This is a genomic window from Halomonas sp. LS-001 (genome assembly GCF_052983955.1).
On record NZ_CM129816.1, the window covers coordinates 1,508,646 to 1,533,232 of the forward strand.

Annotated in this window: 19 protein-coding genes and 2 pseudogenes; 12 read left to right on the forward strand and 9 right to left on the reverse strand. The window is 52.2% G+C overall.

The window, feature by feature from the left end:
* The first annotated feature begins 55 nt into the window (after positions 1 to 55).
* The 7 genes from ACU6TU_RS06750 to ACU6TU_RS06780 all read left to right on the forward strand — a co-directional run bounded on the left by ACU6TU_RS06750 (position 56) and on the right by ACU6TU_RS06780 (position 9,122).
* Complete coding sequence (locus tag ACU6TU_RS06750; RefSeq protein WP_447143792.1) at positions 56 to 1,075, forward strand: acyltransferase family protein; 1,020 nt, start codon at positions 56 to 58, stop codon at positions 1,073 to 1,075.
* A 224-nt stretch (positions 1,076 to 1,299) separates the two neighbouring features.
* Entirely contained in the window at positions 1,300 to 3,069 is a 1,770-nt protein-coding gene (locus ACU6TU_RS06755) for a methyl-accepting chemotaxis protein (RefSeq protein WP_447143793.1), read from the forward strand.
* A gap of 277 nt (positions 3,070 to 3,346) precedes the next feature.
* Positions 3,347 to 5,560 (forward strand): EAL domain-containing protein, encoded by a 2,214-nt coding sequence (locus tag ACU6TU_RS06760; protein ID WP_447143794.1) that lies wholly within the window; start codon positions 3,347 to 3,349, stop codon positions 5,558 to 5,560.
* A gap of 159 nt (positions 5,561 to 5,719) precedes the next feature.
* Entirely contained in the window at positions 5,720 to 6,574 is an 855-nt protein-coding gene (locus tag ACU6TU_RS06765) for a mechanosensitive ion channel family protein (protein ID WP_447143795.1), read from the forward strand.
* A 297-nt stretch (positions 6,575 to 6,871) separates the two neighbouring features.
* A complete protein-coding gene (locus tag ACU6TU_RS06770; protein ID WP_447143796.1) occupies positions 6,872 to 7,399 on the forward strand; it encodes a hypothetical protein in 528 nt (175 codons plus the stop codon).
* A 29-nt stretch (positions 7,400 to 7,428) separates the two neighbouring features.
* Positions 7,429 to 7,980, forward strand: a complete 552-nt coding sequence (locus ACU6TU_RS06775) for a hypothetical protein (RefSeq protein WP_447143797.1) — start codon at positions 7,429 to 7,431, stop codon at positions 7,978 to 7,980.
* Positions 7,981 to 8,093: 113 nt separating this feature from the next.
* Positions 8,094 to 9,122, forward strand: coding sequence for a hypothetical protein (locus tag ACU6TU_RS06780; protein WP_447143798.1), 1,029 nt, complete (start codon positions 8,094 to 8,096; stop codon positions 9,120 to 9,122).
* Between the two features lie 540 nt (positions 9,123 to 9,662).
* On the opposite strand, the gene ACU6TU_RS06785 is transcribed toward ACU6TU_RS06780, so the two are convergent.
* Together ACU6TU_RS06785 and ACU6TU_RS06790 are read right to left on the reverse strand one after the other, a co-directional pair.
* Entirely contained in the window at positions 9,663 to 10,160 is a 498-nt protein-coding gene (locus ACU6TU_RS06785; protein WP_447143799.1) for a type II toxin-antitoxin system YhaV family toxin, read from the reverse strand.
* Positions 10,157 to 10,489 carry a type II toxin-antitoxin system PrlF family antitoxin gene (locus tag ACU6TU_RS06790; RefSeq protein WP_447143800.1) on the reverse strand — a complete coding sequence of 111 codons (333 nt, stop codon included), beginning with the start codon at positions 10,487 to 10,489 and terminating at the stop codon, positions 10,157 to 10,159. The genes ACU6TU_RS06785 and ACU6TU_RS06790 overlap by 4 nt, the downstream gene beginning before the upstream one ends.
* Positions 10,490 to 10,831: 342 nt before the next feature.
* Between ACU6TU_RS06790 and ACU6TU_RS06795 the strand changes: the two genes are divergently transcribed.
* Entirely contained in the window at positions 10,832 to 11,971 is a 1,140-nt protein-coding gene (locus ACU6TU_RS06795; protein WP_447143801.1) for a DUF5924 family protein, read from the forward strand.
* Between the two features lie 178 nt (positions 11,972 to 12,149).
* Here the strand turns inward: ACU6TU_RS06795 and ACU6TU_RS06800 are convergent.
* Together ACU6TU_RS06800 and ACU6TU_RS06805 are read right to left on the reverse strand one after the other, a co-directional pair.
* A pseudogene (locus ACU6TU_RS06800) lies at positions 12,150 to 12,329 on the reverse strand (IS3 family transposase); the annotation flags it as partial.
* Complete coding sequence (locus ACU6TU_RS06805) at positions 12,325 to 12,828, reverse strand: lactoylglutathione lyase family protein (RefSeq protein WP_447143802.1); 504 nt, start codon at positions 12,826 to 12,828, stop codon at positions 12,325 to 12,327. The pseudogene ACU6TU_RS06800 and the gene ACU6TU_RS06805, both read right to left, overlap by 5 nt.
* Positions 12,829 to 12,922: 94 nt before the next feature.
* On the opposite strand from ACU6TU_RS06805, the gene ACU6TU_RS06810 reads away from it, so the two are divergent.
* A complete protein-coding gene (locus ACU6TU_RS06810; protein WP_447143803.1) occupies positions 12,923 to 13,792 on the forward strand; it encodes a LysR family transcriptional regulator in 870 nt (289 codons plus the stop codon).
* A gap of 409 nt (positions 13,793 to 14,201) precedes the next feature.
* Positions 14,202 to 14,462 (forward strand): annotated as a pseudogene (locus ACU6TU_RS06815) (IS5/IS1182 family transposase); the annotation flags it as partial.
* Between the two features lie 213 nt (positions 14,463 to 14,675).
* Here the strand turns inward: ACU6TU_RS06815 and ACU6TU_RS06820 are convergent.
* The 4 genes from ACU6TU_RS06820 to kaiC are packed head-to-tail and all read right to left on the reverse strand — an operon-like array spanning position 14,676 to position 20,246.
* On the reverse strand, positions 14,676 to 17,273 hold the full coding sequence (locus ACU6TU_RS06820) for an EAL domain-containing protein (protein WP_447143804.1): 2,598 nt from the start codon (positions 17,271 to 17,273) through the stop codon (positions 14,676 to 14,678).
* A complete protein-coding gene (locus tag ACU6TU_RS06825) occupies positions 17,270 to 18,460 on the reverse strand; it encodes a sensor domain-containing diguanylate cyclase (protein ID WP_447143805.1) in 1,191 nt (396 codons plus the stop codon). The genes ACU6TU_RS06820 and ACU6TU_RS06825 overlap by 4 nt, the downstream gene beginning before the upstream one ends.
* Positions 18,460 to 18,741: a circadian clock KaiB family protein gene (locus ACU6TU_RS06830; RefSeq protein WP_447143806.1), complete on the reverse strand. Its 282-nt coding sequence runs from the start codon at positions 18,739 to 18,741 to the stop codon at positions 18,460 to 18,462. The genes ACU6TU_RS06825 and ACU6TU_RS06830 overlap by 1 nt, the downstream gene beginning before the upstream one ends.
* On the reverse strand, positions 18,738 to 20,246 hold the full coding sequence (gene kaiC, locus ACU6TU_RS06835) for a circadian clock protein KaiC (RefSeq protein ID WP_447143807.1): 1,509 nt from the start codon (positions 20,244 to 20,246) through the stop codon (positions 18,738 to 18,740). Before kaiC ends, ACU6TU_RS06830 begins: the two co-directional genes overlap by 4 nt.
* Before the next feature lie 126 nt (positions 20,247 to 20,372).
* Between kaiC and ACU6TU_RS06840 the strand changes: the two genes are divergently transcribed.
* Positions 20,373 to 20,549 carry a transposase gene (locus ACU6TU_RS06840; RefSeq protein WP_447144200.1) on the forward strand — a complete coding sequence of 59 codons (177 nt, stop codon included), beginning with the start codon at positions 20,373 to 20,375 and terminating at the stop codon, positions 20,547 to 20,549.
* A gap of 72 nt (positions 20,550 to 20,621) precedes the next feature.
* Here ACU6TU_RS06840 and ACU6TU_RS06845 read toward each other — a convergent pair whose 3' ends face one another.
* Complete coding sequence (locus ACU6TU_RS06845) at positions 20,622 to 20,954, reverse strand: hypothetical protein (protein WP_447143808.1); 333 nt, start codon at positions 20,952 to 20,954, stop codon at positions 20,622 to 20,624.
* A gap of 223 nt (positions 20,955 to 21,177) precedes the next feature.
* Between ACU6TU_RS06845 and ACU6TU_RS06850 the strand changes: the two genes are divergently transcribed.
* The gene (locus tag ACU6TU_RS06850) at positions 21,178 to 24,513 is read left to right on the forward strand and encodes an EAL domain-containing protein (protein ID WP_447143809.1); all 3,336 of its coding nucleotides are present in this window, start codon (positions 21,178 to 21,180) and stop codon (positions 24,511 to 24,513) included.
* Positions 24,514 to 24,587 lie beyond the last annotated feature (74 nt).

Consider the following 24,587-nt stretch of genomic DNA (forward strand, 5'->3'; position numbering starts at 1 on the left):
CAATTGGGAAACGTGTAATGTTCCTCTCTGATAAAGGCAAACAGGAGATCCGGCCATGCAACGTATTGAGGAAATATACTGGCTGCGTGCCTATGGTTGTCTGGCCGTTTTCTTTTTTCACCTCCTTGATCATTTCGAGCAGCATGTTGATACCTTTGCACTGGATCTGGCTCGAATTCCTACGGTGCTCGGTACGCCGATCTTTATTTTCATCTCGATTTTTTTATTCTCTTCTCGTTATGGGCGCAACATTCCTGATGGCTTTCTCGGCAATCGGATGAAGTACCTGATGTTGCCGTATCTCGTCTATGGCTTTGCCTACTCAATGGCAGAGTTTATCAAGCAGCGTACCTCAGGTAACGATATAGGCCTATGGTCGACCCTGCAGGAGTACATGCTGTTTGCAGGGTGGCATGGTTACTTTTTGATCATTGCCGTGCAGTTCTATATTTTCTACTGGCTTTATGCGCGTTTTAACCTGGCACGCGGCATGCCAGCCGTTCCATGGCTTCTGATGGGTAGTCTGGTGAGCATGGGGTGGTGGGGGTACTGGCAATGGAGTAGCTCCCTACCATCCGGGTATCTTCATTGGATTGCGCCATTAGGATGGCTTTATCTGTTTTTCTTCGCACTTGTTTTGGTGCCGTATTACGGAACCTTATTCAAGAAACGCCCCGCCTGGATGATGAGCCTTGCCCGTATCAAGTGGCTCATCATCATGGTGGGCTTAATCGTGTTGTTCTCGCTGTTTGGGTGGCTGAACTACTCCTCTAAAGAGGTATGGGTGGTGCCTCTTTTCGTGATCTTTACCCTCTGGGTGATGAACTACTTGAAAGGTCGTCCAGCGCCGCTATTCGTCCGGCGGCTTAATGAGTTCTCCTTTGGTATCTATCTTGCGCACCCGATGTTTTTTAACCTTGTCGACCTGTTTGATACGGGAGAACGTTTATCACCGGTATTATATCTCCTCTTACTGACAGTGGTGGGCATGGTGGGGTCCATTGGTTGGAATATCATCGCTAATCGCTGGCACTGGGGAGGGCTTGTGTTCGGTAAGCGTATGAACGTTCGTTGAGCCGGATTTGGCTGACATCATTCACATGGCGGGATAAGAAGCTACTACCCTGCCTCCATCTCTTTCCCTGCCGCCTGCCTGTAATAACTTTTATCTATCAAGGTTATTGCGCGGTTGAGCTGTGAAAAAATAGTTGCTTTCTAAGTTAAACTAGTTATATCTTTACGTAATAAAATTTGTACAACAGTTGTTTTTCCCCAAAAATAATTGGACAGGAAAAATTTATGCGTAACAATGCGCCAGTGACTCAGCAAGAGTATCTTCTTGATGATGGCGACGTTCTGATCTCAAAAACCGATAGTCAAAGCCGTATTCTTTATGCCAATAAAGCGTTTATTGATGTCAGTGGCTTTAGTTATGAAGAGCTGCATAACTCATCACACAACATCGTTCGTCACCCGGATATGCCCGAAGTGGTGTTTAAGGATATGTGGCAAGATTTGCAGGCGGGTAAGTACTGGTCGGGCTTGGTCAAAAATCGGCGCAAGAACGGCGACCACTACTGGGTTCGAGCCAATGTTGTTCCCATCCGTGAAGGCGATAAAGTTACCGGCTTCTGCTCTATTCGTATCAAACCGAGCAGCCAAGAAGTAGTGCACGCCGAAGAGGTGTACCGTGACATCCGTGATCAAGGAGGGCGTTATCAAGTCAAACATGGCGTTGCGTATCGCCGTTCGCTGCGTCGGCTAATGCCCATTAACGTTAAAAGTATGCGCGTAAAGTCGGTGTTGTCAGGCATTGTTGGTTTTGGACTTTTCAGTGGGTTAGGTATTGCTGCATCAATTATCCTTGATCGGCTAGCACCGCAAAGCAGCGCGGACACAGTATTTATTGCCGTTGGCCTCGTGGGTGGCTTTGGAATAGGAGCGTGGCAGCTGTTTAACGGTTTGCGTAATCGACGCTTTTTCTATAGCACCAATGATTTTGCGCTACAGCTTGCGGCAGGCAATCTCGAAGCGGGAGTTCCCCAAATGGGGAAAATGGAGATGGATAAAACCCTAGACACTATGAATTTTACGCGACGTTCGCTTGAAGCGCTAATTGGCGATCTCAATGGGCGTGTCGAACGTATTCAACCCGCTGTGGAGAGCATCTCGCAAGGTAATGACAATATGGCTGTGCGCCTGGAACAGCAGGCTTCCTCCGTACAGCAAACAGCAGCGAGCGCAGAAGAAATTTCTTCTACCGTGGCACAAAGTGCTGAGAACGCAACCCTGGCCAGCAATGCCTCCGTAGGCAATGTCACCGAGGTAGACCATACCAGCAACGTCATGGGCAACCTCGCCATCGCCATGGAAGAGATTACACAACATGCTGATAATATGGCTAGCATTGTTAGCACTATCGATACCATTTCATTTCAGACCAATATTCTAGCGCTCAATGCATCGGTCGAGGCAGCTCGTGCCGGTGAACACGGACGTGGCTTTGCCGTTGTTGCGGAAGAAGTGCGAAAACTTGCTAACCAATCGGCAGAGGCGGCGAAGCAGATACAAAGGTTGATTGACCAGGCACGCAAGAGTATTCACGCTGGCCAGGCACAGGCACAGGCACAGGCACAGGCACAGGCACAGGCACAGGCACAGGCACAGGCACAGGCACAGGCACAGGTACAGGCGCACGAAGCCACCGATGCCATGCAAAAAATCCGCTTGGCAAGCCGTCGGGTTAACGATCTCATGGATGAAATTACCGCGGCGACCCATGAGCAAAGCGAAGGCATTCGCCAGATCAGCAGTGCTATCAACGATATCGACCATAGTACGCAATCCAGTGCTACTACTATGAGCACCTACCAAGATGCTACCACCGAGCTTGCCGAGCAGATTCGCGGGCTTTCACATAGCGCCATGGCGTTTTTAAATGAACGCCAACGCAATACGTTCACTCAGGCACTGCTCGACTCCAAAGCACCGTCGCCACTTCCACACGTCAAGATGCCACAGCGTAAGGTGGGCCAAGTCAGTCAATCACCCCGCAGGGCACTGCAATAGCAAGGATTAGGCCGTGAGGCGCCAGAAGTCGAATGAGTCAAATGTTAAATAGAAAGTAACAAAGTATGATTACTTCACGGTTAAGCGCGTGGTAACTTTTTAGCGGTCAAGGAGCGTCAGCAGAGTCCTTTGGTATCCTCGGCACTATCAATCGTCTTTCAGGCGATGAGTTGAAACCAATTGGCTGCCTGCTTTCAGCCTGCTTCAGGCGTAGCGTCGTAGCCACCAAACGGTAAGGCAACGAGAGCGAATATCGCAATAACGGGAGTTGTAAGGAATGGACGAAGTCAGTCGGGGAGCTGAAAATGTGTGTACCGCAGCGCTGTTAGCAACCGCCATTAACGGCATTATTGTTATCGATAAACGTGGCATCATCCTGCAAGCCAATCAGGCGGCAGAAATGATGTTTCGCTATGCACACAAGGCATTGCTGGGGTGTTCTGCCAGCGCTTTATTTTCCATTCCCGAGGATGATCGCCATTCAGATCATAGATCAGCCGAATTTGATCATGTCCCAACCTGCCTAGCAGGCGTCACAAGCGAAGTAGAGGGTGTTGACCGCCTGGGCAACAAGATTCCTCTGCTGGTATCAGTAAGCAGTTTCAAGGCAGACAATGCGCCTCTTTTTGCCATCGTTATTCATGATTTTAGCGAACGCAAACGCGAGGAACAGGGGCTCAAAGCATTTAATGCCGAGCTTGAGAAGAGGGTGTGCGAACGAACGGCGGCGCTGGAAAAAGAAGTTAAAAGCCACCAGCAGACGATCAATAAACTCGAACTCGTCAATCGGGTCGTCGACCGTGCCACCCATGCGGTGGTTATTACTGATGCCGACAACAACATACTCTATGTTAATCCCGCCTATGAGAAAATGACGGGATTCAAACGAAAAAATATCATTGGCAAGAAGCCATCAATCTCCAAGTCCGGCCGGCACAGCGCCGAGTTCTATCGCAAAATGTGGGCGGCGTTGGACAAGGACGGGCACTGGGAGGGTGAGATCTGGGATCGGCACGAAAACGGTGTCGCTTTTCCCAAGTTGATGAGTATTGATCGGCTAGTCGACGAGGCGGGCAATATACGCAACTTCGTGGCAATGTTTCACGACCTTTCGCAGCAAAAATCGTCGGAAGCGGAAATCGAGCGGCTGCAGTATTATGACTCTCTCACGATGTTGCCCAACCGTTCCCTATTTCGCCATCGTCTTCAGCACGAGTTCGAGGTGTCTCGCCGCCAGAATACCCCCGTCAGTGTTATGTTGGTCAACCTGGACCGATTCAAGCAGGTCAATGATACCTTTGGTTTTCTTGTGGGTGATCAACTGCTGGTGAAAGTGGCGGAGCGCTTGGCGGCCACCGTTCGGCGAACCGATCTGGTCGCCCGCCAGGAGAGCCGCCGTGAACGTGACCCCGATGTTGTGTCTCGCATGGAAGGGAACGGCTTTGCCATTATTCTCAGTGATTTCAAGAAACCTGATAATACGTCCGTCGTGGCGACGCGAATACTGGAATCGTTAAGGCAGCCTTTCACGGTTCAGGGTGAGGCAGGGCATAGGGAAGATATCTTTCTTCAGGCGAGTATCGGGATCGGCGTTTTCCCCGATAATGCAACCAACATTGATGAGCTTATCCAGGCGGCTGAAACCGCTTTGGTGCAGGCCAAGGCGCAGGGGGGTGGCGAGTTTCGCTTCTTCTCCAATAGCATGAATGAGAACAGTGCTGCGCGCGTGCGGCTGGAAAGTGATCTGCGCCGTGCCGTTGCGGAAGAAGCCTTCACCCTGTACTACCAGCCAAAGCTAGACGTCGACACAAATCGCTTCTCGAGTATGGAGGCGCTTATTCGTTGGCCTCATGGCGGCGGTATGGTGTCGCCTGCCGATTTCATACCGCTGGCTGAGGAAACCAATCTGATCGTACCGCTAGGTGCCTGGATTCTGCGCCGCGCCTGTCGGGATGCCATGGCACTGAGCAAACGTATTGGCCGAGTACCTGGCATCGCGATTAACCTTTCCGCCCGCCAGTTCCGCCAGCCAGGCCTTATTGAGGCAGTGCGTTTCGCCCTTGAAGAGAGTGCGATACCGCCAGAAAAGGTGGAGCTGGAAATTACCGAAAGCATGGTAATGTACGATGTGGAGGCCGCCATCGAGACCATGCAAGCGCTGCGCGCGCTTGGCGTACAGCTTGCCATTGATGATTTCGGTACTGGCTATTCGTCGCTGAGTTATCTCAAACGTTTCCCGGTTAATACCTTGAAACTGGATCGTTCCTTTATCCGCGATCTGCCGCACGGCACCGAAGATGCTGCCATCACGGAAGCCGTGATTGTGCTGGCCAAGGCGTTGAAACTGCATGTGGTGGCTGAAGGCGTGGAAACCCGTGATCAGCTGGCCTTTCTCGGCGAGCGAAACTGCGCTTATGTTCAAGGTTTTCTCCTGGCTCACCCGGCACCTATTGAGGACATGCCCGGCGTCTTTTCCAGCGTGTTCATCTAATCGGAGCAGGCGCGCTAACGCATTTCGTCTCGGTTCAGCAGGACATGACTCGCTTAGCCGAGAATCAGAAGGTAGCGTTGGCCTCCTCAATCGACGCAGCAACGTCTCTGTGTCATGTTTGTGTCTCATCTGAACATAGGGAGGTTAAGCAGAATCGCCATGCCTGAAAATTCGTTTTGGATGGAGCTACTGGGTAACCGCGGTGTGAGTTCAGTAGCACTGGTATGCATTGTCGCCCTGTTTCGCATCCTCGCGGTTCGCGTCATACGTGGCCATAAAGAACTCCTGTCTGATTACCGCCGCGTGTGGCTGGCCCGGATCCGGAATGCCACCGTGGTTCTCATCCTGGTCGGATTGGTGTTGATATGGTTGCCTTCACTGCATGCCTTCGCGTTGTCCATCACCGCCTTCGCTGTCGCTTTAGTTATCGCAACCAAGGAATTGATCCTCTGTCTGTCGGGCACCGTACTGCGCGTTGTCAACCAGCCTTTCGAGATTGGAGACTGGGTTGAGATTGGCAATCTGCGCGGTCAGGTGGTCGACGAGACCATGCTGGCAACGACCCTTCAGGAAATTGGCGGGCCCGTAGGGCGCTTTGAATACTCGGGCAAGACAATCGTGGTTCCCAACAGCGTTTTTCTGACCACCCCGATCAGGAACCAGAACTTCTTCAATAAATGGGTATATTTAGAAGTCTGCGTCGTTCTGGAGCCTGATGTGGACATGCGGTCGGTTCTGCCGACATTAAAGCAGGAGGTGGCGACGTTACACGTCCCTCATGCCGAACTGGCCCAACGCTACAGCGCACTGATCAGAAAGCGCAGCGGCATCGATATCGCGGACCCCCATCCTCGGGTGACGCTTGGCACCACGGACATCGGAAAACAGCGTCTGGGCGTCACTCTGTTTTGCCCGACTTCCAATGCCTTTGAGCTGGAGCAGGCGATTAACGATGCTGTACTGCGCCGTTACTGGCTATTGCGCAATGAGGCGAGCGCATCGACGGACAAATGAACAGAGACCCCGATGTACAGTTTTACGTGGCCACTGTAGTTTCCAACAAATTTACCTTCAGTAAAAAAAGACCATGCACGGCTAATGGTTAATGCCGACATACCTTATTATCTGCTAGCGTGAAAGCTAAGAAAATTTGGCATAAAGGTAGTCTGTGTCACTTAATAAGAAAAAGTGGGGGTGTGGTAAATGGCTGGTATCGACCCTGAGCGGCGATGGAGGCGAAAGCGGCATGCTGATTCAACCGTGTTATGCAGCTAGCATGATAATCTATGTTAAGTGTAAGAAGGAGAAGTTGTGCACTCTGCATCTTCAATAAGAAAAATATCCGATATATGTTCAGGTAACAGGGTAGCGCTTCCTGAGCAGGCCGGAGTTTATGCCTTTTGGTGGATTGCAGATCGAGATGAACTGTTGGCGGCAAATTGTCATATTGTCTTGAAGGGGCCTAGCGGCAGGTTGGTCGATGTTGAATTCAAGGATTGGTGGCCTCCTGAACTGGAATTTCCTTGTTTGTATGTGGGTAAATCAACAAACATTAAGAAGCGGTTTTCTCTCCATATCATGCGAGGTTCTCCTGCCCGCCAACACCAAATTCCGGGGGACAATCAGAAACAGCGTGCAGTAACCACTTCTTGCCAGGTGCGCTACGGGATCGAGCATGTATTCAACAGCCATAACGCACCGCTTGATATAATCAACAACAAGGTGGGGTTTTCATTTACAACTCGCTTTTCCGATAATGCAATAGCGGAACGGTTTTACACGGAAGATCGCCTAATTGGGATCTGGAGGCCTTGGTTCAATGTTGATTCTGAGCGATAAGCCACTTAATGAAGCATTAGGAGGATGATTTGAAGCCGATCTTTACGGTTCATGCTGGCGAGTTTGTTTTTGGCGAGCATGTTGAGAAGAACTTCCAAGGGTTGCGGCTTTGGGTGCCTACGAAAGACACAGGAATAGACTTCTTGGTTACTGATTCGGCTGGTAGGAAGACTGTATCGGTACAGGTAAAGATGTCTCGTGATTATCGCCCGTCATTAGCAACTACTGAGTTTGATAAAAGTCTCAAAGCCGCAGGATGGTTTGTTTTTAGCCACTCAGCCCTCGAATCATCGCCTGCCGATATTTGGAGCATCATCCTGATCTCTCATGAAAGGAAGTCGAAGCCAGTTTTTCTCAATGTCCCTCCAAACGAACTGTTGCGTTGTTTGGTCGAGACACACGGGAAGCAAAAGAATTATCACTTGTACCCATGGTTGTTTACTGATGGGCGGTGCATCGAAGGACGAGGTTTGAAGAAGGCTGATAAGCGGGCCTTTATGGCTAGGCAATATGATACTGCTAGCCGTGACCTGAGCACATTCCATGAAAACTGGGATTTCCTTAATGCACTCAGCGGATAGCGGTGCTTCTACTATGGCGTTATTCCTACTAACAAGTGGCAGCATGGTGACTGCTTATCTGCCGCTCCAAACCAGCACGTGTGCCAAGCGTTATACTTTCCTGGAATTAAGTAATGAATCTATATAAATATCAATACTCACATTCTAAGAGCTATAAAAAAGATCCTGAAAATCATGCAAAAAAGATGAACTTCAGAGGAGAGGTTTATGAGGCTTCTTTTTATGAAACGATGGTTGCTAATATCGAAAGTGAATCTGAAAATAGTATTAAAATAATTTCGAAAGGTCCGTATGCTCAAAAAGATAATAAGTATCTAAGTACTGGCTTTTTCTGTGATAGTTTTGGCAGGTGTATATACAACAGCGATCGCATATCAATTGCTGAATTTGATTGTATCAAAATAGATAAATATTCTCTATTTTTCTATGAGTGCACTCTTACTCAGAGGGCTGAAAACTTAAGGGCTTTAAAAAAAGAAGCTAGACGCAAATCAAAACTTCTAAAAAAATTATTTCCTAATAAAGATATTTGCTGCGTCGTGGTTAGCGACAATGATCTAACTTTGAGTTTTTTTAAAAATGAAAGTGGATGCTCTATTTACAAATATGCAGCTGAAAATTTAGACTTAATTGACTTGGCAAATAACAGTAGACCCGAAGCATTGGCTCCTGCTCTTAATATGAAGTCAGCGAACAGTTTGAATAGAATATCTAATGACTTTACATACCTTGAAGAATTCAAAAAAATATCATCTGTTTTATTTCAGCATGGGTCTTTGTCATCTGTTGAAAGCGATATCATTTCAAGCGATGGTCTTTTTGAAAGGCTTTATTGGGGGAAAGTCAGAACTAAAGATATTAAATCTCTAGATATCAAAAAAGATTCAGATTTTATTATAATTTCAATTAATTTTAAAAACATAAAAAATCCGAAGATCAGGTACTATTACATAGATAGTAAAGATGGCGCTATCTATGAAGCTTTAAATAAACCTAAAAAATTAAATAGAATGAAATCTAGCCGTTCAGAGATTATCAAAATATCGAAAAGCTTGCCAGTTAGGTCAGTAAGTGAGCTGCAAAATCTTGAGAGTGAGATTATAGATTGGCGTAACAAAGCATTGCAGCGGACAAGCCGCTGAGTGCGACGTTATATCAGAGACGACTAAAAGGCAGCTCCTGGCCGATAGCGTCCAAACCAACTTTAGTGCTGCAGAGTAGCATATCCGAGAATTATGGCACTGAATGCATCTGTTGCCAGGGAGAGAATTGCTTAGCCTGTGCTGTTTAGGTGTGTTGTTATTAACTGTATCAACTTGATGGCCGAGAGGAAATTGAACTGATGCCTGATAGTGCCATCGAAGGGAATATTAGGTAAGGGCTGGCTTTCGCTGACAAGTTATTACTCCCCGTTCTTGCTGGATGGGGTCTTCGCGGAGAACTTTATGGACTACAAACATGCAATTGTGAAATTCGAAGAAGGGGTTAGCACTCTGTTCTGTAACGGCTGCGGCATTATCATTGCTGAGGGTAACCAGCATGAGGACAGAGAGCACTACTGTACTATGTGCATGAGCGGCAATTGCAAAGCAAAATTCAAGGACGGAAACTGAAATTCCCAGCCCGCCGCGCTTCGCGCTTTAGGAAAAGGGGCGTGAAATATATGGTCTGAACATCATAAATTAAGGCTCATCATCTTCTGCCCCCAGACGCGCTTTGATGCGTTCGCCATTACTGATGGCCGCTTTCCATAAGTCATTCCAGCTATCTGGTGGGTTACCGTTCTTGAGCATCTTGCGGAAAATAGCGTAAGCATCCTGTTTGCTGTCATAGGCGCGCTTGGTGGATTCGTCGTTGACCCAGGCGTAAATGAGGATCTTGCTATCAAGGTCGTAGCGAAAGAACAGCCGGTACTGCTGATAGAACGTTGCTCGACACCAATGCGTGTGCTCAGACCCGAGGGTGTTTCCTTGGCGATATTGAGGGCCTGCCGGATCCTGTGGAATGTCGTTCTTCGCTAGCTTTACAATCGCCGCCAGACGCTTGGTGGCGGGTTTGCTGCGATATCCGAGCGGATCCTTTTCTTGGAGTTGCTTTACTTTACTGGTGAGCGCATCGACCTGCTCCAGAAATAGCGGATGTGCGTAGATCGTCCATCCGTTTATCTCTAGAGGATTCATGTATCGTCGTCCTCTGGCAGTTCCTCATCGAGATCTACCTCAATGCCTGCCGTCAGGCGTTCAGCCTCGGCAAAGGTGCTGGCAGTGAGAGGGCGAATGTTTTCCGGGTGCTCCTGAAGATCGCGCTCCAGAAAGGTCAGAAAGTTGGCAATCACGGGGTCCTGGCTGGACTCATCGCGGGCGCGAGTGAGCAGTACTTCTCCATTGGGACGAATTATGTAGTGAATCCGATCGCGGCGTTTCAGCTTCAGCACACGACGAACCGATGCCGGAACGGTCGTCTGGTAGCGGTCCGTCAGGGTGGAGTCGTCCTCAATAATCGTGTTCATGATTGGTCTCCGCTTAATGACAATGCAAAAGTAATGCAAATAAAGTAATGCAGCCGCATTGCCTCGTCAATGGCAGGGAAAGCAATCAATACGTCTCTGGTTCGCCCTAAGAATGGACCCGTTGCAGGACGGAGAGCAGGGCGGTAGTCTTTCACCCATGGCGAATGGTCTTCTAGGGTCAGGTTCTTGGTGGAACGTACTGATTTACCTGGATAATACCTTTCGCCATCTTCATTTTCAGGCCTGCGTCATGAATGAGGCGGGGTAAAGCCCTGACGTTGGGCGAAGAGAGCTCACCCCCAGACTGATACTATAGCGGATGTTTTTCGATGATGACTCACCATGCATAAGCTCTCTACTGTTCGCGTTGCTCAACTACAACAACATATCGAATGTCTTGTCGCACTTGCTAGACCCTGGACATGGATGTGGCCACCGGTAGCCTTTGCTGCGGGGCTTGGCAGTTTGTTTTTAGTTGACCGCCAACAATGGCTAGGCGCTGCCCTGGCCTTAGGGCTGCTTTGTGCTTGGGTGCTCTTGCTTACTGAGGGCGTGATTAGCCGCTGGTTAGATCGGCGCGGTTACCCGACGTTTCCGCGGGGTGTCACCACCTTCATCACGCAAATGGTTCACCAAGAGACTCTCTTTTTCACGCTTCCGTTTATTCTCGCAACCACGGTATGGAATAGCGGCCAAGCGCTTTTCGCCCTTATGGTCGTGGCGATGGCCATTCTCTCTATGACCGACCCGCTGTATTACAAAATCGCTGAGAAATGGCGCAGCGCGTACTTTGTGTTTCATGCCCACTGCGTTTTCCTGGTCACCCTTGTCACGCTCCCCATCATGCTGAAGCTCACTACGGCGCAAAGTTTGCTGCTCGCCCTCGGCGTGATGGTGTTAACCGGCCTTCCTAGCTTTTTTCACTTACTCAGACGCGGTACCTGGCAAGGCTGGATGATATTCGGATGTTTGGCACTCTTACTCGCAAGCGCAGGTTGGCTTGGGCGGATATGGGTGCCGCCGGCAACGCTCTGGATGACTGGGAGTGCACTCGCTCCTGCGCTTAACGAAGAGCAGCGTAACCCCGAAGGGGCGATGATATTAACCCCCGACGCACTTAAATCGCGCGGCCTTTATGTGTATACCGCGATTCGCGCACCACGTGGCTTGAGCGAAACCATTACTCACGTTTGGCACCAAAACGGCGAGCGGCTCGACACCATCGATCTCGATATTGACGGCGGACGCGAGGAGGGGTATCGCGCCTGGAGCCACAAATTGCACTTCCCCGAGGATCCAACGGGCCGGTGGCGGGTTGATATCATGACGGCAGGCGGACAGCGCTTAGGGCTGATTCGTTTTAGGGTATCGGAAAATGAAGAAGTAGCCACACGCGCCGATAGCCAAATTCATGCAAGTGGCTTAAGAAAGCTGAACTTGCAGCGTTTTATTCCTGGCCAATCGCAATCAAGTAACGGTTGAGGAAGAATGGGTTGAAAGTGACGTCAGCCAACCGTGATTAACCCACCTCATTCATCGCGGCGGTGGTAGGGCTATTATTTAGCGCTTTACGTCTGCATGGTGGATGCGTTGAGGCTTTCTAGGGACGGTTGACGTATACACATTGGAAGTCATAAAAACTGCACTCACAGCAGAGGGCCGCCCTTGTGGCGGCCTTGAACTTACGCGCAGCTTTAGCACGCAAACTTTGACGCTGTAAGCTGGTAGCCACCGTCTTACGATTGATCGACAATCCGTCATCTTGCAGATTCAGAGCTAATCTCGGGGCGCCTGAGCCTTCCTTACGCTGGTGAAAAGCCTCAGCCACGCGTTGATCAAGAGTAGGCGCCTTCGCTGTAGGTTAGCTCGTAGCTGTGGCTATAAATTTCCACAATGTTTCCGAATGGATCTTCCATGTAAATCATGCGATAGGGCTTCTCACCCGGATAGTAGTATCGCGGCTTCTTCATGCGCCGCTTACCACCAGCGGCCTCAATGCGATCAACGAGCTCTTCCAAATTGGGGTCTTGCACAGAGAAGTGAAAGACGCCAGTTTTCCAGTATTCAAAGTTATTTTCTGGGTTGGTCTGATTCTTGAACTGAAAAAGCTCGACACCTATCCGGTCTCCGGTCGATAGATGCGCGATTCGGAAGCTTTCCCAGCCGGTTCCGAAGACATCTGTACACATTTCTCCGATAGCGCTGTTATCCTCTTCGATCTCAGTGGGTTCCATGATCAGATACCAGCCCATTACTTCAGTGTAGAACTGAACGGCTTGCTCAAGATCCGGTACGGAAATACCGATGTGCGAGAAGTTTCTTGGGTAGACGCTGTGCATTGCTTGTTCTCCTATAGTAAGACTGAAAGCAGGTTACAGAGTGTCTATAATCATTTAAAATTATCATTTTTGATTATTGTGATCATGTATAGTGATGATTAACACTACTTGGCTACGCACCTTTTGCACCCTCGTGGATGTAGGACATTTTACCCGTACGGCTGAGCGTCTACACATGACGCAGTCAGGGGTTAGCCAGCATATACGTAAGCTGGAAGAGCAGCTCGGCACCGAATTGATTGTGAGGCAGGGTAAACAGTTTTATCTATCGGGGGGCGGCGAACGGCTTTATATCGAAGCGCAGGGCATTCTCTTTGCACTGTCGAACCTTGAACAGAAAGTCGGCGAAGATCCGCCTTTTGAAGGATGTGTGCGGCTTATGTCGCCGGGAAGTGTCGGGCTGAAGCTTTATCCGCATTTGTTGGCGTTACAGAGCAGGCACCCGAGCCTGGTTATCGATTACCGGTTTGCGCCAAATCCAGATGTTGAAAGCGCGATTGTCGAGTCTAGTGTTGATCTCGGATTTATGACGTCGAAATCGACCATGGCTGACGTAACTTGTAAGCCCATTGCGCAAGAATCACTGCTGTTGGTAACACCTGCTACCGTAAAAGAACCGGATTGGGACACTCTAATGACCCTCGGTTTTATTGATCACCCCGATGGAAGTCATCACGCCAACCTGCTTCTTGGTGCCAATTACCCTGATTTTCAGCACAGCAGCCTGTTTCCCCAAAAGGGATTCTCAAACCAGATCGGTTTAATTCTGAAGCCGGTCAGCATGGGCTTTGGCTTTACTGTATTACCTGCACATGCGGTTGAAGCCTTTGAGAAGTCAGAACACATTAACGTTCATCGACTCGCTACCCCTGTCAGCGAAACGCTATATCTTTGTTTACATCGTCATCGGGCGATTCAGGCGAGAATAAATACTGTAATAGCTGAAGCCAAACGGTGGCTTTAAACTGACCTGGAATTTAACAGGTCGTGTCACGGAGACGCACTAAACACTAGCGTATCCGTAAATTGACGAGGTCGCAGCCTCGTAATTTGCTATCAATGGCTAAATTGAAGAGGGCGAGGTCTCTCGTTTTTTTACTGATCGCCCAAATATATCTAAGACGCAGATGCGCCTTCTGCCCAATCAACTTGCCTTTATTCCAAGGTGTAAATGATATTTCAGTCGGAACGTTCATGGCGTGTTCCTCCATCAGGTGGAGATCAAAGTACGTTATTTCCTGCGTTTTTAGACGACTTCATTGCAGACGACAACTCGGTCCGTGCTATGGAGTGTTCGGCGACAATTAGGATGACCGGTTAGCGACAATTATCTTGGCCGGTTGGCCTCATGCCGTCACTACTGAAACCTCACCATGAGTCGCTTCATTCCCGTTGACCGCCAGACCGACCACCTCCTGCTACCTTCGGTGGATGAGTGGCTGCCCGATGACCACCTGGCGCGGTTCGTGGTGGACGTTATCGAGCAACTTGACCTCTCGGCGTTGACGCGGTGCTACGCCGGTCCCGGGCACAAGGCGCACCACCCGGCTGTGCTGTTGAGCCTGCTAGTCTACGGTTACGCCACCGGCGTGGTCTCCAGCCGCAAGATCGATCGCGCTACCTATGACAAGGTGGTGCGATGAGACGTGCAGCGGAAGATCGGTAAGAACCCCCGCGGGCGTGATCACAAGGATCAGATCAACCTCACCGATCCGCAGTCACGCATCATGCCGGTTACCGGTAAGGGCTTTGACCAGTGTGACAAGGTAGCACGACGGGCCGGAGAGGCTTTCGTTGTGATAAGTGCCGACTGGGAGCAATTGAACGCCTGCTTTCTGACTGGTCCCCTATGCGTTGGCTCTCCCGGCGGGAAGCTTTAACGCATAATTCTCCAGCGAGAAAGCTACCGCCCAGCGGCGCAGTTGCTCCGCTTCCACCGGCCGGGAGAAATAGTAGCCCTGGATTTCCGTGCAGCCCATCTCATACAACGCTTCTACCTGTTCACCGACGTCGACGCCTTCGGCCACGGTTCTGATGCCAAGGGAGCGCGCCAGGAAAATGGTTGCCGCCACCACGCTGCGCGTGCGCGGGGATTCCAGCATCCGGATGACGAAGGAACGGTCAATCTTCAGTGTATGGATGGGCAGGCTCGCCACGTAACTCAGGGACGAATAGCCGGTGCCGAAGTCATCGATGGCGACCACGATGCCCCGTTCCTTGAGCCGGTTGATCAGACCCCGGACCACGGCGGGCTCCTTCATCAGCGTGGTTTCGGTGATCTCCAGCTGCAATAACGCTGGGTTGAGCTTCCAGGTATCCAGTAGCGTGTCGATCCGGTTCAGGAAATCGGGATCGTGGAAACTGTTCACGGAAATATTGACCGCCACCGGCATGTCAAAGCCCTGATCACTCCACGCGCGGCACTGCTGCACAGCGGCCTCCAGAACCAGGTGGGTCAGTGGGTCGATGAGCCCGGTCTGTTCCGCGATGGCGATGAATTCGGCCGGGGGCATCAAGCCCTGTTCGGGATACCGCCAGCGGACCAGGGCTTCGACACCGGAGATCCTGCCCGTACCGATATCCACCCGGGGTTGGTAATGCAGCACGAACTGGTTGTCCACGATGGCTGTGTGCAGTTCCGAGATAAGCGTCAGGTAACGCGGACTTTCCGATTCCGCCGGTCCGCTGTACAGTTCAAACACTGTTCCGTTCCGTTTTGCGTGCCGCATCGCCATAGCGCTGCGTAGCATCAGGGCCTCGGGGTTCAGGCCGTGATCGGGCGCCAGCGCCACACCGGCGCGCATCTGGATGCTGATGGGGATACCCGCCTGCCGGAAGGGGTCGCCCAATAACCGCTCGATACGCCGTACACAATCCCGCGCATTTTCGAGGCCACCTTCGCTCAGTAAAACTGCGAATTCGTCGCCGCCGGTCCGCGCCGGCATCTCGCCTTCACGCAGGGCGTCACGGAGGCGACTCGCGACCTGCTTCAGCAGTTCATTTGCCTGTCGCACCCCGATGCCAGCCTGGATTTCGCCGAAGCGGGTTACGTTCAGAGTCAGGAGGGCACACTGTTGCCCGGCAGACAATGCGGCGATGGTTCGCTTCAGTGTTTCCATCAGCCGGTTACTGTTGGGCAGATCGGTCAGTTCATCGAAATAGGCGAGATACTCGATGCGTTCCTCGGCGAGTCTGTGTTGTGCCTGGGCGCGCAGGGTGACAATGCCGAAGGCAAGATCGTCGGCCAGCTCCACCAATAAACGCAGTTCATCGTCATCGTAGGCGTCCGGTTCGTTGGCATAAATTATCAGCGCCCCGAAGGTAATACCTGCCGAATCCTTGAGCGGCAGCGCGATGGAAGACTGGTAGTCGCGCCGGCCCGCCTCGTCGCGCCACGGTGTCATGCTCGGATCAGTGGAAATGTTCTGGCTGATCTGAGGCTCACCGGCACGAATCGCCCGGCCGGCGGGTCCGAGGCCCCGGCCTTCTTCTTCCGACCAGCTGATGCGGGCACTTTCCAGATAGCCGGCTTCAAACCCGGCCTGCGCCACCGGCTGCACGCTCTTTGCCGCGTCTTCCTGTTTGAACCCGACCCAGGCCAGGCTGTAGCCGCCCAGGCTCACGCATAACCGGCAGACGGCATCGAGCAGGGCGGATTCCTCCTTTGCATGGATCAGTTCCGAATTCCCGGCGCTTTGCAACCGCAGCGCACGGTTGAACCTGACCAATGCCTCTTTTGCCCGTTTTCGTTCAATGGCCTCGCCGACCTTAAGGGCGACCTGCTTCAGGAGCGCCCGTTCTTCCTTGAGAAACGGGCCTTCATTCGCTTCGGGGCGTTCATCGAGATAGAAGATGTCGACCGTGCCCGCGCTACGGTCACCCACGATGATAGCTTCCCTCTGTTGCCAGATGGATTGGCGAAAGCCCTTGCTGGTATAGGCGCGGTCATCAAAGGTGATTCTTGCCGCCGCGATTTCCGGATACTGCCAGCCGGGAGGAAGAACATCCGCCACCGTCTGCAGCATTTCCTCCAGTGGATCTTCGGGATTAAGCAGTATTTCGGCAACATGACGGATGCAGGACTGTTCCTTGATCCGTTTTCGCAATTGTTGCGATGTTTCCAGTAGAGCCAGTTCATTAAGCTTGCGTTCGGTGACGTCGCGCAGATAAATAATTGCGCAGGATTGTTCCGATAGTGTGATTCGGGAACTGCGGACATCGGCGGTGACTGTACCCCGTTGCGGATGGGTGATCTGAATCTCGGCGGGACTGTCAGCCGTGATAACGTGTCCAAAGGGCTGTCCCAGCAATTCGGTCGCCAGCCGGCCGAACAGCGTTTCGCCCGCCGGGTTGGTATAGACGATAAGGCCGTCGGCGTCGAGCACGAGCACGGTATCGATGGCCGCTTCCACCAGATGCCGGAAGGTTGCGGTGCCGGGTTTCATCGGGAAGCTTCCTCGGGCCAGGGGTTCTGGGCCATTTCAGAGCGGTTGCGGGTTTCCTTGGCCTTGTAGAGGGCCTGGTCCACGCGCTTGATCATATCCTGCTGGGATTCGCCCGCAGGTATTTCGGCGATGCCCAGACTGACGGTGATGCATCCCGCCTCTGGAAACGCGGCACGCGCTATTCGCTTTCGAATACGTTCGGCCAGTACCTGCGCCCGGTCACCCTCCGTTCCCGGCAGCAGGATCATGAACTCCTCGCCGCCCCAGCGCGCCGTGATGTCGATGTCGCGCACCTCGTCGAGGGTCAGTTCGGCAACCTGCTGCAGAACCCGGTCCCCCGTGTCATGTCCGTAGCGGTCGTTGACCGCCTTGAAATGATCGAGATCGAACATGATGAGGGAAAATACGTCGCCGTAGCGCGCTGTGCGGTGCATTTCCTCATCCAGATGCTCTTGCATAGCGGCACGATTGAAGAGACCGGTGAGATAGTCGTGATGGGCAAGCTGCCGCAACTCGTTGATGGCGGTCATGTCCGAGAAGATAGCGACATAATAAATCAAATCGCCGTTATCGCGGTGGACGGGACTAATGTTCAGCCATTCCTGGTATATCTCGCCGTTCTTGCGACGTCGCCACAGCGCGCCCGTCCAGTGCCCCTCGCGCTCCAGGATGCGCCTCATTTCCGTAAAGCTCTCTTCATCTTCCTGCCGCCCCGTCCGCTGCAGTTCCGGAGTATGCCCCAGTGTCTCCTCCTGCGTGTAGCCGGTAATCGTGGTGAAGGCCGGGTTGACGGCGACGATGGTAGTATCCGGCCGGGTGATCATCAGGCCCTGATCGATGGCGTCCAGGGCAACAGAAGATTGCCGCAGCCGTTCTTCAGCCTGGACGCGCTCGCTGATATCGCGCAGATAGACGGCAGTATAGGGAATATCATCCAGCCGGATGGTCGTGCTGCGAGCATTGGTCGCCACGTTTCCACGCTGAGGATGGGGGATGTAGATATCGGATTGTTCCTCGGCCGTGGAGATGCCGCCGAATTCCTCTCCAACCAGATTGGCCAGGGGACGACCGAAAAGTTGCTCGGCGGCGGGGTTGGCGTAGGCAACAGTGCCTGCGGGATCGAGCAGCAGAATGGTGTCGCTGGACTGTTCGACCAAAAACCGAAATGCCGATTCGTCAGTGTGCATCAGCGTTCCTTGAGATCAAGGCCGATGAGCACCTTGTCCTGTTCCGAGAGGTCGCCGACAATGCGCCGTGACGGTAGCGGTGATTTCTTGATGACCACGGGCGTGGCCAGGATGCGCTCGTCCTCCGCCAGTTGCGGCTGTTCCAGGATGTCGATTACCTCGACATCAACGTGACGGCCGTTTTCCTCCAGCTCGGAGACAAGCCTGCGCAAATTATCGATGGCGCGTTCGGCCGTGGCGGTGAGTCCGGCGATGTAGAGGCGCAGAACAATGGTGGTCACGATTGTTCCACTCCCTGGGCGCCTGGCTGGCCATGGGTGACCACTCCCTGGTCGCTCAGGGTGTATTCGTTGACGTAATCCGCAGTGGACATGCCACGAGATTTGACGACTGTCAGCAACCGTTGCAGCTTATAGTCGCGTTCCTCGCGGCGCAGTTTGATCCACATGTCGATGGCCGACGAGATGCCGAGTGTGCTTTCACCACCGCTGCTGTCTGTAAGCAGTTCCGTGGCCACCGTCGTCACGCCCTCGACCCTGAGCAGCGATAGCAGGCGCAGCACCATGGCCGTGCTGTTAGCGCCGACCAGCTTGTGGCTCAGGGCGCTGAGCGGGTCCAGAATCACGATGGCTGGCTGGTGCTGATGTACCGCTCGCAGTATCCGCAACAAATGCTCCTCCCAGCCCGTTTCTGCCGCCAGCATAGGTTCCAGCACCAGCCGCCCTCTGCCCCGGGGTTTGTCGAGATGGGGCTTCAGGTCGATGCCGACGCTGCGCTGGTTGCGCATGAGTTCATCATCCCCTTCCTCGAAGCTCAGGTAGAGTACATCCTCGCCGCGCTCGCAGGCGGCGCGGGCGAAGGAAGCGGCGAATGTAGTCTTACCGGTGCCGGACTGGCCGGAATACATGGCCGTCACGCCCCGGTAAATGCCTTCCCCGCCAAGCATGCCGTCAAGGCCGGGGATGCCGGTGGATAACCGCTCGGTGGAGGAACTGACGTGCATGCGTGTGGCGGTCAGCGGCATTACGAAGATGCCTTCCTGGTCGATGAGATAGGGGAACTCATTGGTGCCGTGGCCGCCGCCGCGACGCTTGACTACCCGCAGCAGGCGGATCATGACGCGTTCGGTGATCTCCTGTTTGAGGGCGATGACGCAGTCGGCGATGTAGTCCTCGATGCCGTAGCGCCGGTTGAAGTCACCGCGTTCACCTATGTTAATCACCGTGGTGGTATGCCGCTCGCGGATCCAGTCGAAGACGCGGCGCAATTCGAACTGCAGGCTTTTGTCGGCGCCGATGAAGGCGCCTTCCAGGCCGTCGATGGCGTCAATCACCAGTCTTCGGGCACCGATCTGTTCAATGGCATGATCGATGCGGACCTGGATGGCGCTTAATTCCAGTGATTCCCCGCTCGTCATTTCCTCGCGATCTGGGCGCATGTCCAGAATGCGTGCCCGGCCAGCCTCGATATGCGCGCCCAGGTTCAGGCCCAAAACATCGGCGTGCTGAATCAGGGCCTGCGGCGATTCATCGAAGGTGGCCAGCACGCCGGGTTCGCCGATGTCCAGGCCATGACAAAGAAAACTCAGGCTGATGACTGTCTTGCCGGTACCGGGTCCGCCGCGCAGCAGGGTGGGCTGGGCGGCGGGCAGGCCGCCGCGCATGATGAAGTCTAAACCTTCAATGCCGGTTGCGGCGACCGGTGAGTCAATGCGGGGAGCCGCAGTGTCGTCACGGATATACGGCAGGCCGGTCTTACCCGACTCAGTGTCTTGCTTTGTGGCCATAGCCATCTCCGAGGGACGGAATGCTTGGTTGCAGTTTGCAGATTATAGAATGTTTTCGACGTAAGCGCCGTTTTATAGGATGTTTTCGACACGCTGTTAAATCGACGCGTTTGCCTTAACCGTAATATTCCACGGCAGCGAAATATTATTGAGCGTCACTTTAGTTGGATCAAAGAGCTGCGGTGTATTTGTACACGCTTTGACAAACTGGCCAGCAGCTTCGAGGCCATGATATGCATCACCTGCATCAATCGGTGCTTGCGAGCCAGCTTTTCAGACAAAACCTGGGATGACTCAGAATGAGTCTTTTGATCTGAGAGTTTGGTTTTAAAATGCGCCCTGAATCCAGGCGCTGAGGCGTCAGGCTTTCCCCAGTTATGCCTTTTCCTCCATCACTTCCTTGACCCATTCAATCCAGGTTTCTGTCAGACGCTGGCCGAGACGTAGCGTATGCCAGGGCGCGCGCTGGTCAGGTGTTAGTGATTGTGGGTCGCTGAAATACGCCTGCTCGATGGCCGCGTAGATTATCAGGCGCTTTTCAAGCTGCTCGAGTAGGGCGGTGATCTCTTCGTGGCGGGCCTGTTCGGGCCAGTGTTCCCAGGCAAAGAATTTGGCAAACAGCGGCTGGCGAACGGGATTGGCGACGAGTAGTTCGGCGAGCCAGGCATCCAGCGCATGTCGGCCTTCATTCGTGAGGTGGCTTCTCAATAATGTGCAGAAAAGTATTAATGACGGTATCTTGCATCATCTGCTAGTGTGAAATCTAAGATAACTTGGCGCGAAGAAGGTCTGCGCCAAAAGAAGGAAAGCGGAGCTTTATTGAAGTGAATGTCGGCTTCATTGGTTCTGGCAGGTATTAAAAATTAGTTGAAATCGCAAGTCCACGACATCTCAGTAGCTGATCGAGAGTTTTCGTTTACAAAGTGCCACGTTGCGCTATTTAGAAGCGAGTAGACCCGAGGTGAATGAAACGTTGAGTGTATCGAGCGGCCCCATTGACGAATCGAACCGTTTGCTGGCGCTACATCGCAGTAACCTTCTTGATTCTGCTCCAGAGGAGCGATTTGATCGGATTACCCGGTTGGCTGCACGTTATTTTAGCGTAAAGACCGCCTTGATCTCACTGGTGGATACCGACAGGCAATGGTTCAAGTCCAAAGTCGGCCTTGAGACACAGCAGACAGAAAGAGATATTTCCTTCTGCGCTCACGCAATCATGAATGAAGGCATCTTCGTGGTGAAGGATGCAACCATGGATGCGCGTTTTTCAGGTAATCCACTGGTGACAATGGCTCCGAAAATCCGTTTTTACGCCGGAGCGCCTGTGCGCGATGCTGACGGTCAGGCGCTGGGTACACTTTGCCTCATCGATTCATCACCTCGCGAATTTCCCGCCGAGCATCAACAGGCACTGCGTGATTTTGCGGACATGGTTGAGCACGAAATTGCTCGAATGGAGCATGCAGACGTGCAGCATCAGTTGACGGCCAGCATGGCCAGAACAACCTCCATACTGTCGACATTACCTGATATGGTCTTCGTGATTGATCGTGAGTTCCGCCTTCTGGACTGTAACGAACACCCGGATTTACTTAATCCGCATATTAAGTTGCTCGGTCGAACCATTAACGAGGTGCTCCCCGGTGAGTTGGGCAAAGAGCTTACGAGCTATGTTGAAAAGGCGTTCTGCTCTGATGAGATCATTCACCACAATTATTTTTTAGCAGAGACCCAGAAGTCGTTTGAAGCTCGCTACAAAAAAATCAACCCGCGGGAAGTCTTGGTCATTATCCGCGATAGGACGGAACAGAAATCAGCCAATGCTGAAGTCGAACGCCTGTCAGAAGTCGCCAGACAGACGACGAACGGCGTGATTATCACAGATGAAAAGGGCTTGGTGGTCTGGGTCAATGAGGCTTTTACGAGCATCACCGGTTACCGGATAGATGAGGTCGTCGGTAAGCGGCCCGGCGATGTATTGCAGGGTGAAGATACGGATCCAGCGACTGTCAATGTCATGCGTCGTGCCTTGAGTGCCAAAAAAAGTTTCAATGTTGAAGTGCTCAATTATTCGAAGGCGGGTAAGCCTTACTGGATCAGAATTGCCAGCAACCCGATGTATGGTGACGATGGAGAACACAAGGGCTTCATTTCGATTCAGACCGATATCACCAAAGAAAAGCACGACGCAGACCTGATTCGCAGAAGTGATCGCCTGCTCAAGTCAGTGATTGATGCGAACAACATCGGCACCTGGCAGCTCAATTTACAGACCGGTGAGCTTACCATCAACGACCAATGGGCCGCCTTATTGGGCTACCAGCTCCGCGAGCTGATGCCTACCGATCGCAACACCTGGGAGAACCTGACTCACCCGGAAGATCTTGCCTACTGTGTTGATCAACTCGAAAAACACGCCACCGGGCAGATCCCGGTTTATGAAGCTTTTATCCGCATGAAGCACAAGAATGGTGAGTGGGTTTGGATCGACACCCGGGGGCGAATCTCGTCACGTACCGAGGATGGCAAGGCAGAATGGCTTTCGGGTACGCACTTTGATGTCAGCGCTCGAATGGAAGCTGAAAATACGTTGCTTCAAAAGTCGAAACAGATGCAGGCCATTGTTGAAAACATGCTGGACGGCGTTATCAGCATTAATCAGGCAGGTATCGTGCTGACCTTCAATCAGGCGGCAGAACACATGTTTGGCTACAGAAGCAATGAAATACTCGGGCAAAATATAAGTCTGCTGATGCTCTCACCGCACAGAGAACATAACAATGTGTATTTGTCTCGCTATCTCAGTACGGGAAAAGGCGGTGCCATAGGCCGTATTCGAGAGCTTTCGGCCCTGCACAAAAACGGAAAGGTTTTCCCCATAGAGTTGGGCGTCGTCGAATTAGAGATTGCGGGTGAAAAAAACTTTACTGGCATCGTCAGGGATATTACCGACCGCAAGAAACGCGAACATGAAATCGAACATCTCGCTTATCATGATCCCTTGACGCAACTGCCGAATCGGCGCCTGTTACTGAATCGCCTGCAACACGTTATGACCAACTGCGAACGGCACAACCGTCATGCGGCCCTGTTTTTCCTCGATCTGGACAACTTTAAAGACCTCAACGACAGCGCCGGTCACACCATCGGGGATCTGCTTTTATGCAAGGTCGCACAGCGCCTGGTTCAGTCGGTTCGGCGAAGTGACACCGTCGCCCGGCTTGGCAGTGACGAATTTGTGATTCTGGTCGAGAATTTCAGTACCGACGCACATGAAGCCGCCGTTCGAATCCAGACAACAGCAGAAAAAATAATGATCGAGCTGACACGTGGCTTCAATCTAAACGGCTTGCCGTACAACTGCTCTGCCAGTATCGGCGTCACGATATTCAATGATGCGAAGATTCGGCAACAGGATCTGCTGCAGCATGCGGATATGGCGATGTACCAGTCCAAGGCGGCTGGCCGTAATGGTATCTGTTTCTACGATTCAAAAATGCAGGTGGCGGTGGATCGTCGGATGGAAATCGAACGTGATCTTCACGTCGCGCTGCTGGGCCAGCAGTTTCAGCTTTACTACCAGAAACAGGTTGACCAGCATGGGCAGGTGATTGGCGCTGAGGTACTTCTGCGCTGGAAGCACCCTGATAAGGGGATTATTTCTCCGGCAGAGTTTATTCCATCAGCAGAAGAGACTGGCCTCATCGTTCCCATTGGTGAATGGGTTTTGCGCGAGGCCTGTCAAACGTTGGCTCAGTGGGCGAAGGTTCCGGCTAAAGCCGGAATCGTGCTGGCGGTGAACGTCAGCGTGGTTCAGTTTAATAAACTGGATTTTGTTAAAACGGTGCTCAACGCATTAGCTATTTCCGGTGCCAGTCCTTATAAACTCAAACTGGAGATTACCGAATCTCTGCTGGCAAGTAACGTTCCAAACGTTAGCGCCAGGATGAAAGAATTACAGCATCACGGGGTTTCTTTTGCGATTGATGATTTTGGTACGGGCTATTCCTCTCTGTCCTACCTGAAAAAATTACCCATTGATCAGCTGAAAATCGATCAGAGTTTTGTCAGGGATATGGCCAACAGCCCTAACGATCGGGCGATTGCCCAAGCAGTAGTCACTTTATCCGCCACGATGGGCCTGAACGTGATTGCGGAAGGTGTTGAAACCGAAGAACAGCGGGCACTGCTTTTCGAGATGGGCTGCGAGACCTACCAGGGTTACTTTTTCGGCAGGCCTTGTGAGCTTGCAGATTTCGTTTTTTGAAAACACGCAACTGGGCTTGTGGTGATACCGGGCATACAACATGCGCCCGGTATCTGTCAGTGCAGGGCAATATC